The sequence below is a fragment of the Polaromonas sp. CG_9.11 genome (assembly GCF_015752225.1).
Lineage (GTDB): Bacteria > Pseudomonadota > Gammaproteobacteria > Burkholderiales > Burkholderiaceae_C > Polaromonas.
On record NZ_JADOVE010000044.1, the window covers coordinates 1 to 9,338 of the forward strand.

The window sequence follows — 9,338 nt, forward strand, 5'->3', positions numbered from 1 at the left end:
CCGTCCGTGAGCAATGACAACCCTTACGTGGAATCGGCCTTCAGAACGCTGAAGTATCGCCCCCAGCTGCCTGTCAAGCCGTTTGAGAACTTGCTGGCCGCGCGCCGCTGGGTGACGGACCTGGCGCACTGGTACAACCATGAGCATCGCCACAGCGCCATCGGCTTCGTGACACCGGCGCAGCGCCATGCCGGCCTGGACGGAACTCTGCTTGAGCAGCGTGCCCTTGTCTATGAACGGGCCTGCCAGGAAAACCCTCAGCGCTGGTCAAAGCTGGCTCGCCAATGGGCACATGTTGATGTCGTGCATCTCAACCCGGAAAACACACACATCAAGGAGCCTCAACACACGCAAAAAACAGCCTGACTCACTTCACTTTAGGCGACAACTTGCTTGACAGCCACCGTTCAGGCGACAAACTCTTCATCGACTTTGGCGATGCACCGCTTGTGCTTTTGCCAGGGTTTTAGTTAGTTTTTTAACAACTGACGCAAGCCCTCATGACTGTAGGACTAGGCAAAGCCGAGTTCTACAATCTTTGAGCAGATCATGCGCAGCGTCCATTGGTCATGCCCATCGGGCGCCTTGGAGCACGCAATGGCCGTGATCATCGCTGCCTGTTTCGCATTCAGCTTGGGTTTGAGGCCTGGGCGAGGCCGCTCACAAAGCGCGGCCTCCAAGCCACCTTAGGCCATGCGCGTGCGGGTCTTCAAAACCGTTGGCAACGTCACGTCCAGGGCCAAACAAACCTCCTGATGGGACAAGCCCTTGACCAGTTTGGACAAGATGCGTGCGCGGGTGAATAGTCACCTGATTGGCGGCACGCGGTGGGTTTCCAGCCCGCTGTCCTTTTCCACGCCCAGCATCCTCAGGCGGATCATTTCGATCGCATGCACCGGCTCCAGGCCCTTGGGGCAGACCTCGGCGCAGTTCATGATGGTGCGGCAGCGAAACAGGCGGTAGGGCCCGCTCAGGTTGTCCAGCCGCTCCTCGGTAGAGCGGTCGCGGCTGTCGGCAATGAAGCGGTAGGCCTGGATCAGCCCGGCGGGGCCGACGAACTTCTCCGGATTCCACCAGTACGACGGGCACTGGCTGCTGCAGCAGGCGCACAGGATGCATTCGTAGGCGCCGTTCAGCTTGTCGCGATCGGCCGGCGACTGCAGCCGCTCCTTCTCCGGCGGCGGCTCGGCGTTGATGAGGTACGGCGTTACCGAGTGGTACTGCCGGAAGAAGTTGGTCATGTCGACCACCAGGTCGCGAATGATCGGAAAGCCCGGCAGCGGGTGCAGCACTACCGGCTCCTTGAGACCGGCGACCCGCGTGATGCAGGCCAGGCCGTTGCGGCCGTTGATGTTCATCGCGTCCGAGCCGCAGACGCCCTCGCGGCAGGATTTACGGAGCGTCAGCGTCGGGTCCTGCGCCTTCAGCCGGACCAGCACGTCGAGCAGCATGTGGTCGCTGTGACCGAGTTCGATCTCGTAGTCCTGCTGATAAGGCTTGTCGTCCGTCTCGGGGTTGTAGCGGGAAATGGAAAGTTTCATGAAGCGCTTTCGATCATTGTTTTTGGGTCCGGCGACGCACTCAGCCCTGCGCCCGCCAGAGGATCCAGAGCAGCCACGCGGCCAGGCCGAGAAGTCCCGCGATCAGCACGCCCAGCATCACGGGACGCAGCCGGGCCGGCCGCACATAGTCGAACAGCACATCGCGAAGCCCCACCCCCATGTGCCCGAGCAGCGCCGCGAAAAAGACAAACAGCGCGATCGACACGCCCGGATGAGCGATCCAGGCGTGCCATTCGCTGTACGTGCGTAGCGGACGCAGCGACAAGGCGCCCACCACGAACACGATGAAGAGCAACATATAAACGGCACTGACGCGCTGCACCAGCCACGCCGACAAGCCGGAGGTGCGCGCCTTCATAACCACACGCTGGCTGCGACCAGCGCCACGGCCAGGCCGCCGAGGTTCACCCACCAGGCGCTGCGCCGCGCGGTCACAAAGGTCGAGCCGACGCTAACGTCGGTCAGCAGATGGCGGATGCCGGCCAGCATGTGATGGGCCAGCGCCCAGAGCTCGATGAACAGGATCGCCTTGACAGCCGGATGGCCGAACAGCCGGGTCGCGTCGTCGAAACCCTGCTCGCTGCGCAGCGAAAGCTCCAGCAGATAGACGACGACGGGAACACTTGCCGCCAGCAAGACGCCTGTCACCCGGTGAGTGATGGAAGCGAGCGCGCCCACCGGCATCTGGATCTGGACCAGGTTCAGGAAAACAGGACGGGAAGAGCGTTTCACGCGCATACCTTTAATTGAACCCTGACAGCGCCGCCGCATTGCAAAATGTAGCCGCAGCGTTCGGCAGCAGCTCGCGCGTGCAATGTTTCTACGTTAGCATCATTTGCCCTGCGACGAATCCAACTCACCTATTCCGGATGCAGAGGGCCGCCGTAATGGCCCGTCTGCATCGCGCCGCCCTCGTTCTCCCAGCGGGCAGCTGAACGCCGGTCCGATGTGCTGTCCCGCAGGGCGCGCTGCCCCGCCGCAAGGCACGCGGATGCCGACAGCCGCCGGCCAAGGTAACGCAGGGCGTGCCAGCCCGCCAGCAGGCCGCCGGCGCATAAAAGCAGCCTCATGGCCAGACTCGCGCGAACATCCCCATTTCCGGCGCCGAACTCGTGTTGGTTTTTCGGCTTCGTCTTGCAGGTCAGCATGGTCGAATCCTCACAATCGTCTTTTTTAACGTCATCCATAACGATTTCCATTTCATTCAAATCGGCGCGCGGTATCCGTAGAATTCGTGGTCCTCGTTGTAGCCGCCTTGGCCGGCACCCAGGTCGGCATAGTCGCGCACCACCTCGATGGCTGCGATCCACTTGACCATCTTGAAGCCGAGCTCGTTCTCGCAGCGCAGCCGCAGCGGCGCGCCGTGCAGCACACTGACCGGCGCACCATTCATTTCGTAGGCCAGGATCGTCAATTGGTGACGCATGTTGGCCATGCTGTGCGCGTCGTAATAGCGTCCCCCGTCGGCGCCGTCGGCGAACGAGTAAAGCACCACATAGCGGGCCTCGGCCGTCGGCTTGACCAGATCAAGCAGGTGGCGCACCGGCACGCCGCCCCATTTGGCAACGCCCGACCAGCCCTGAATGCAGAAATGCGTGGTGATCTGCTCCTGCTTGGGCATCGCCTTCAAGTCGGCGATTGAAAGCTCGACCGGGTTTTCAACCAGGCCGCCAATTCTCAGCCGGTAATCGGCAAATTCATTCTTGACCAGCTCGTCGAATTCTTCAGATTTCGGCATCGTGCCGTTGGGCCAGAAGTGGGGCGAGATGTCCTTCTCGGTGAGCTGGGCCGTCGGGTCCCACGATCGCGTCGCGCGGCCGAACGGCCAGCTCAGGAACGTGCCGATTCGCTGGACCTGACGCGCATGGCGCAGCGTGAGGGGCGAGGCCAGCCACCAGGTCACTGCCACCAGCAGCATGGCGGGGATCAAAAAAGCAAAACCGCTCCAGGAAGCGTCCTGCACGCCGGCCCACATCATGTTGAGGTTGACGCGCGCGCCCGTGATGAACACCAGCGTCACATGCGCCAGGATGAATAGCAAAAACCACCACAGCGCGATGAAGTGGATCGAACGCGCCTTCTGCCGGTTCAGCACCCGGCCGAACCAGCCCAGGTGGTTCGATATGGCCGGGCTCTGCATGAGGCCGGTCAGGATGGAGGTGGGAGCAGCAATGAAAGTAGTAATGAAATAGCTGAGCTGCTGCAAGCTGTTGTAGCGTGTCCAGCTCTCGTCGTCGGGGAACGTCAGCGAAAGGTACTGGAGCGCCGTCGAGGCCGCGTTGGGAAAGACCTCCCATGTCGTGGGCACCAGCCTCTGCCACTGACTGGTCGTGAACAAGAGGACGTAAAAGGCGGCGCCGTTAATCATCCACAGCAGCGTGAACGAAAAGTGCCACCAGCGGGCCAGCCCAATCGAGTGGCGCAGGCCCGGTATGCCAAGCCACGACGGCAGGCTGACCGAGTCGTCTTTGGAGGTCCAGATGCGGTCGGCCGGCACCGCCTTCTGGAAACGAAACCATTCGGTGCCGGGCGTGCAGTCGCGCCGCCAGTACAGGCGCGGATGGTCGGCCAGAATCTGAACGCCAGAGCGGATGATGAATACCATGAAAAAAAGGTTAAGAAAGTGCAGCAGTCGCAGCCAGCCGGGAAACCCAGTGGTAACGGCCGTTGCCGCCGATGGAATGCCTGGGTAGCGCACCAGGAAGCCCTGCACCGCCGGCATTTCCCGCAGTGCCTGAGACACGGCCACGCCGATTACCAGCAGCACGAACAAGAGCGGTAATGCCCATAAAACGTTCACCCAATGCTGGCCGATCCGAACCCTTGGAACCACGCCCGCTTGTGGCGGGAGCCAGTGGCTCAGCCGTACCCGATCGTCGGCTGCGCTGAGGCGCATCGCCAGTGGATCGTGCGCTTGTGGCATCGGACGAGGACTGATCATGTGCGCTCTCTTATCCTTTGGTCAGGGAGTCAAGCCCGTTGCTCCGGCGAAGACAAAGTCTCCCACAGCGCCCGATGCTGGGCCGTAGGACATAGCCTATGGCTCTTCCCCGAACATCCCCTATAGCAGCGGGTAACGGCGAAGAAGAAGATCAAAGTTGTTTATTTCCTAACCTCTTCGCGCAGGGGGTTGCGGGTGGTAGGCACATGCGAAATCCGCGCAAATACCCCGGCGGCAGAGCGACCCGGCGGCAAACGCCGCGAGACTTTTATCCAACCTTCAGGAGTCGACGCCATGGCTATACGCCTGCAACAGATGCACCCCGCCCTCGTTCACCTGCCGATCACCCTGCTGCCGCTGGCCATCGGCGCCGACCTGCTCGGCTGCCTGACTGACAACCGGTCGCTCCATTCATTCGGCCGCAAAGCCATCGCGGTCGCGGCCGTCGGCGCCGTCGCCTCGGCGGTTACCGGGCTGATCGCCGGTGAGGAGGTCAATGTCGAGGGCGACGCGCGTGACATGCTGATGACGCACCGCAACCTGAACTTCGTCGCCACGGTAATCGCCGGATGCATGGCGGTGCGGCGCTCGCAGAGTGAGAAGCCGGACGCGCTCTACCTCTGCGCCGGTGTCGCGGGCGTCGGCATTCTGGCGTATACGGCGTACCTGGGCGGCAAGCTGGTCTACGAAGCCGGCGCCGGCGTCGAGCCGGCGCACGGCGTCTACCGGTCCGACGCGCCGATGCTGGGTGACGGGCCAGTGGGGCCGTTCTTCAAGACCGCTGCCATCGACCTGTGGCACGGCGTGCAGCACATGGTCGAGGAGGTGCGGCAGGGCAAGATCGTCCCGACACTCATGGCGCTGTGCCGCAAGAAGTCCGCTACTCAGCCAGACGCCAGCACCACAACGCCCGCCTGAGCGAAGCCGGAACGGAACATTAACTAATGAGCGCGACACGCATTCCCGCCCGCCACGTCGTCCTGAAGCGGGCCTACGAGCCCGCCGCCGCCGAGGACGGCAACCGCATCCTGATCGACCGGCTATGGCCGCGCGGCGTCTCGAAGGCTGACTTGGCGGTGACGCAGTGGATGAAGGAGATCGCGCCCAGCACCGAGCTGCGCCAGTGGTTCGGCCACGACCCGGCGCGCTGGGACGAGTTTCGTCGCCGTTACCGGGACGAGTTGCACCGCAACGCCGGGCTGCTCGGCCAATTGCGTTCCTTGGCGCGGGCCGGCCCGGTCACGCTCGTTTATTCCGCCCATGACCAAGCGCACAACGACGCGGTGGTTTTGCGCGACGTGCTGCTGTGGCGCTGACTGCCGGCCTTTACTGGTAGCCGATCCCCATCACGTAGTCGCGCAGCAGCGATTCTTCGTACTGCTCTTGCGTCAACAGCTCGCGAAACGCATCCCGTGCGTTGATGACACCCGACGGGATGGCGTGCTGATCGACCACGGGGACATGGACAAAGCCCCGCGCTTGCATCATCGCCAGGACATCTGCCAAGCCATCGGCGGGATGGCAAAAAGCGACATCGCGCGTCATCACGTTGACGGCCGTCATGGCGCATGCGCTGCCCGCGCAGTGGCCGAGGCAGCGAACGACGTTGGTCTTGGTGATGACACCCGCCATGCGGCCATCGGCTTCGCAGACGACTACCAGGCTGATGTGGGTGTTGGACAGCAGCGTGGCCACGTTCACCAACAGCGCGTCGACGGGAACCGTGACCAGCCGCGAACGGGCGACGGCTTCGATGCTGCTGACAAGCTTGGTGTTCATTTTTTGCTTCCTGAGGCCACGGTTTCAGGGATGCCAGCGACCTTCATGCAGACAGTAGCACGAAGTCGAGCGTCGATCGGCCCCGCCTTCAGTGGGGTCGGCCAAGGGCCAGCTCACAAGGCGATTCACCGCATCGCAAAATGCAAAATTAATGCCAAGGAACACCCGATGATAAACAACCAGGGCAACCCGCCATCGCACCGATCCGGGTTGCCCGACGACCCCCCCCAGTCGATGCTGGGCGAGGAAGATCCGCAGTCCGCCCTTGATCTGTGTATCCTGGCACACCCGACGTTCGCTGTCGAATCCGGCATGGATGTCGAGACGAAGGAGGACGATGCCGTCATGGCAGCGCGCGCACTGCAGCTTCGCGAGGCGCTTTCACGGTGCGACAACAACGGGGGCGAAGGGCCCGCCTGCCCGCAGGACACCTTCATCGCGGGCGAGGTGCAAACCGAAGTGCATCTCACCAACGCCGAACTGAAGCAACTGCAACTCCGCGTGATCGCGCTGGAGAACCTGGTGACGGCGCTGCTGGCCGAAGCTTCCGACCGGCAACTCGACTTGGCCGGCGCCCTGGCGGCCTACATCACGCCGAAGCAGGGTTTCACGCCGCACCACCTGACGACCCACGCGGCGCGCCAAATGAAGCACCTGATCCGCCGGGCCGGCGTGCTCAAGGCGATGCCGCCTTCCTGAACCTAAAGTCGCTGCGTGGGCGAAGGGCAGCGGTAACGCGTCCGGACCGCTGCATCGTGCCCTATCGTCATGCGTTGTCCACGTCGTGTGAAATTGCATTGAATCGGCCCTGTCGCACGCCGGGCGTGCATCGATACCGCTCATTTTGATAGCATCATCGGTAGCCAGCGCCGTTCCGGCCAAGGCCAGATCGTAGCGCGTCAGCGCGATGCCGGTGCCCTCGGTGGTGCCCTCGCCGACCATCGCGACGACGTGGCTGCCTCGCGCAGCCACGCCACCTCGGCGCGGTAGTGGCTACCCGAGCGCGATGCGGTGATGGACTACAAAAATACGCGAGGACTGCCGACGTCTGGATAAGAACTTGTGAAGGAGCATTACTCATACGCGTTTTCGAAAGTTTTTTTGAATGAATATCCCCGCCGTGTCGCACAAGCCTCTTGTCTGCACGATTGGTCATTCCAACCGGTCGATAGAAGATTTTGTCGATTTGCTTCTGGTCAACGGTATTGCGCATGTGCTGGATGTAAGAACCGTTCCGCGTTCGCACCACAACCCGCAGTTCAATTTAGACACGCTGCCCGCAACACTGGGCAGCATTGAAATTGCCTATTCCCACCTCCCCGGTTTGGGTGGCTTGCGCCATACGCGTGCTGATTCTCCCAACACCGGTTGGCACAACCGCTCGTTTCGCGGCTATGCCGATTACATGCAAACTGCTGAGTTCAATGACAATATTCAACAGGTGGCGGAACTGGCAAACCGTGAGCTTTGCGTGCTGATGTGCGCCGAAGCGGTTCCCTGGCGCTGTCACCGGTCCCTGATTAGCGACGCACTTCTGATACACGGCATTCGCGTCGAAGACATTGTAGGACCCAAGGGACGCAGACCCCGTATTCTTACCGCGTTCGCCCAAGTGGAAGGCCTGCAAATCACCTATCCACCGCCAGCAGGCATAGCCAGACAGTCCGATCTCGTGGACCAGGCTGAAGAGGTGGGTAAATCCGGCACAAGTGCCTGACCTGGAACGGTGCAGCATGGCGCACAAATTCAAAGTCGGCGATCACGTGACCTGGAATTCAGAGGCCGGGCGCGTCAGCGGAAAAATCGTCAAAGTGCATACAAAAAATGCCGTCCGCAAAGGCTACACGCACCACGCCAGCGAGGATGAGCCGCAGTATGAAATCAAGAGCGACAAGAGCGACCACATCGCCATGCACAAGGGGGCCGCATTGCAACACGGCGGGGCATAGTGAACGAAACGCACCACGCCACCCTGGACGGCTTGCTGACGGCCGTGCGCAAATGCCGTGCGTGCGAAGGCCAGCTGCCACTCGGCCCGCGACCGGTGCTTCGCGCCAGTAAAACAGCGCGAATTCTCATCGTCGGCCAAGCGCCCGGCCTGCGCGTGCATACCTCGGGAGTCCCGTGGGATGACCCCAGCGGCGAGCGCTTGCGCATGTGGATGGGTCTGGACAAAACCAGCTTTTACGATGAGTCCCAAGTTGCCATCATCCCCATGGGTTATTGCTACCCGGGCCGGGGCAACGGCGGCGACTTGCCACCGCGCCGGGAATGCGCAAAGTTGTGGCTTGATCACTTGCTGGCCAGGCTTCCGCAGATTGAGATGACTTTGCTCATCGGCCTTTATGCACAGCGCCACTTCCTGGGAAACCGGCGTAAGTCTTCATTGACGAACACCGTCAAGGCATGGCGCGAGTTTGCACCGGACTATCTCCCCCTGCCGCACCCGTCGCCGCGCAACACCCCGTGGTTCAAGCGCAATCCATGGTTTGAGCACGAACTCCTGCCCGGTTTGCGCGAACGGATCAAGTTCCTGCAACATCCCGCTGCTGGCACTTCGCCAGATCAGCGCGCCATATTACTGCCGGCAGCAGTTTTCCTCAACAGACAAAAAAATGCATAAATTGGTGTTTTTCAATCTGCCCCAGATTCAGATGCCTGTGGGTGCGCTGACCTCGATTACCCTATAGAGTCACGCGCATCTTACTGGCCTGCGGCCATTCCACTGAGCGCCTGGATTCTTGATCTGTCGTCTGCAACGGGACCGTTGTGGATCGCCACGAACGACCGCTGACTGGCAAGTCAACCAATAAAATTCAACATTCATAAAGCTGCTGCCCGCGAATACCTGCAAACGCTGCTCAGGGGTCATTCACGCCACCTCGAAATTAGCGCCTGCCGAGCCCGCCCGTAGCGCTAAATGCGGCCTGTTTCCAAGCACCTCAACCCCTGATAAAATAAGTTGAACTAAACCGCTTCGCGGTGGCAGGTGTGCACAGGCCGGCAGCGCGTCGTTGTCCTGCGCGGTGCTTGCCTTGAACGGCATTGAGGTGAAA

At 61.6% G+C, this 9,338-nt stretch carries 14 protein-coding genes; 7 read left to right on the forward strand and 7 right to left on the reverse strand.

Features of this window, described 5'->3' with window-relative positions:
- The coding region (locus IWX85_RS19495) for an integrase core domain-containing protein (protein WP_196870884.1) at positions 1-366 on the forward strand (366 nt) is incomplete at its 5' end.
- A 440-nt stretch (positions 367-806) separates the two neighbouring features.
- On the opposite strand, the gene IWX85_RS19500 is transcribed toward IWX85_RS19495, so the two are convergent.
- The 5 genes from IWX85_RS19500 to IWX85_RS19520 form a co-directional block, all read right to left on the reverse strand.
- Positions 807-1,541: a succinate dehydrogenase iron-sulfur subunit gene (locus IWX85_RS19500; protein WP_196870885.1), complete on the reverse strand. Its 735-nt coding sequence runs from the start codon at positions 1,539-1,541 to the stop codon at positions 807-809.
- 40 nt (positions 1,542-1,581) lie between these two features.
- On the reverse strand, positions 1,582-1,920 hold the full coding sequence (sdhD, locus tag IWX85_RS19505; protein ID WP_196870886.1) for a succinate dehydrogenase, hydrophobic membrane anchor protein: 339 nt from the start codon (positions 1,918-1,920) through the stop codon (positions 1,582-1,584).
- Positions 1,917-2,294 carry a succinate dehydrogenase, cytochrome b556 subunit gene (sdhC, locus tag IWX85_RS19510; protein ID WP_196870887.1) on the reverse strand — a complete coding sequence of 126 codons (378 nt, stop codon included), beginning with the start codon at positions 2,292-2,294 and terminating at the stop codon, positions 1,917-1,919. The genes sdhD and sdhC overlap by 4 nt, the downstream gene beginning before the upstream one ends.
- A 128-nt stretch (positions 2,295-2,422) precedes the next feature.
- Positions 2,423-2,749: a hypothetical protein gene (locus tag IWX85_RS19515; RefSeq protein WP_196870888.1), complete on the reverse strand. Its 327-nt coding sequence runs from the start codon at positions 2,747-2,749 to the stop codon at positions 2,423-2,425.
- A 17-nt stretch (positions 2,750-2,766) separates the two neighbouring features.
- A complete protein-coding gene (locus IWX85_RS19520) occupies positions 2,767-4,503 on the reverse strand; it encodes a molybdopterin-dependent oxidoreductase (protein ID WP_231380034.1) in 1,737 nt (578 codons plus the stop codon).
- 294 nt (positions 4,504-4,797) lie between these two features.
- On the opposite strand from IWX85_RS19520, the gene IWX85_RS19525 reads away from it, so the two are divergent.
- Together IWX85_RS19525 and IWX85_RS19530 are read left to right on the forward strand one after the other, a co-directional pair.
- Entirely contained in the window at positions 4,798-5,421 is a 624-nt protein-coding gene (locus tag IWX85_RS19525; RefSeq protein ID WP_196870889.1) for a DUF2231 domain-containing protein, read from the forward strand.
- Positions 5,422-5,447: 26 nt separating this feature from the next.
- Positions 5,448-5,819 carry a DUF488 domain-containing protein gene (locus tag IWX85_RS19530; protein WP_196870890.1) on the forward strand — a complete coding sequence of 124 codons (372 nt, stop codon included), beginning with the start codon at positions 5,448-5,450 and terminating at the stop codon, positions 5,817-5,819.
- A 10-nt stretch (positions 5,820-5,829) separates the two neighbouring features.
- Here IWX85_RS19530 and IWX85_RS19535 read toward each other — a convergent pair whose 3' ends face one another.
- Positions 5,830-6,282: a cyclic nucleotide-binding/CBS domain-containing protein gene (locus tag IWX85_RS19535; protein ID WP_196870891.1), complete on the reverse strand. Its 453-nt coding sequence runs from the start codon at positions 6,280-6,282 to the stop codon at positions 5,830-5,832.
- Between the two features lie 168 nt (positions 6,283-6,450).
- Here IWX85_RS19535 and IWX85_RS19540 point away from each other — a divergent pair, with 168 nt between their 5' ends.
- From IWX85_RS19540 to IWX85_RS19555, 4 genes are all read left to right on the forward strand, one after another.
- Positions 6,451-6,981, forward strand: a complete 531-nt coding sequence (locus IWX85_RS19540; protein ID WP_196870892.1) for a hypothetical protein — start codon at positions 6,451-6,453, stop codon at positions 6,979-6,981.
- A gap of 406 nt (positions 6,982-7,387) precedes the next feature.
- Positions 7,388-7,999 (forward strand): DUF488 family protein, encoded by a 612-nt coding sequence (locus IWX85_RS19545; protein ID WP_196870893.1) that lies wholly within the window; start codon positions 7,388-7,390, stop codon positions 7,997-7,999.
- Positions 8,000-8,015: 16 nt separating this feature from the next.
- Positions 8,016-8,231 (forward strand): DUF2945 domain-containing protein, encoded by a 216-nt coding sequence (locus tag IWX85_RS19550; RefSeq protein WP_196870894.1) that lies wholly within the window; start codon positions 8,016-8,018, stop codon positions 8,229-8,231.
- On the forward strand, positions 8,231-8,905 hold the full coding sequence (locus IWX85_RS19555) for a uracil-DNA glycosylase family protein (RefSeq protein ID WP_196870895.1): 675 nt from the start codon (positions 8,231-8,233) through the stop codon (positions 8,903-8,905). Before IWX85_RS19550 ends, IWX85_RS19555 begins: the two co-directional genes overlap by 1 nt.
- A 249-nt stretch (positions 8,906-9,154) precedes the next feature.
- Here the strand turns inward: IWX85_RS19555 and IWX85_RS20650 are convergent.
- A partial coding sequence (locus IWX85_RS20650) for a hypothetical protein (RefSeq protein ID WP_231380036.1) occupies positions 9,155-9,338 on the reverse strand: 184 nt, incomplete at its 5' end.

What these genes read in the sequence shown, in the direction of transcription:
- IWX85_RS19535 (WP_196870891.1), bottom strand. Translation starts at nt 6,282, where the DNA reads ATGAACACCAAGCTTGTCAGCAGCATCGAAGCCGTCGCCCGTTCGCGG.
- IWX85_RS19520 (WP_231380034.1), bottom strand. Translation starts at nt 4,503, where the DNA reads ATGATCAGTCCTCGTCCGATGCCACAAGCGCACGATCCACTGGCGATG.
- IWX85_RS19500 (WP_196870885.1), bottom strand. Translation starts at nt 1,541, where the DNA reads ATGAAACTTTCCATTTCCCGCTACAACCCCGAGACGGACGACAAGCCT.
- IWX85_RS19525 (WP_196870889.1), top strand. Translation starts at nt 4,798, where the DNA reads ATGGCTATACGCCTGCAACAGATGCACCCCGCCCTCGTTCACCTGCCG.
- IWX85_RS19540 (WP_196870892.1), top strand. Translation starts at nt 6,451, where the DNA reads ATGATAAACAACCAGGGCAACCCGCCATCGCACCGATCCGGGTTGCCC.
- IWX85_RS19550 (WP_196870894.1), top strand. Translation starts at nt 8,016, where the DNA reads ATGGCGCACAAATTCAAAGTCGGCGATCACGTGACCTGGAATTCAGAG.
- IWX85_RS19545 (WP_196870893.1), top strand. Translation starts at nt 7,388, where the DNA reads ATGAATATCCCCGCCGTGTCGCACAAGCCTCTTGTCTGCACGATTGGT.
- IWX85_RS19530 (WP_196870890.1), top strand. Translation starts at nt 5,448, where the DNA reads ATGAGCGCGACACGCATTCCCGCCCGCCACGTCGTCCTGAAGCGGGCC.
- IWX85_RS19515 (WP_196870888.1), bottom strand. Translation starts at nt 2,749, where the DNA reads ATGGATGACGTTAAAAAAGACGATTGTGAGGATTCGACCATGCTGACC.
- sdhD (WP_196870886.1), bottom strand. Translation starts at nt 1,920, where the DNA reads ATGAAGGCGCGCACCTCCGGCTTGTCGGCGTGGCTGGTGCAGCGCGTC.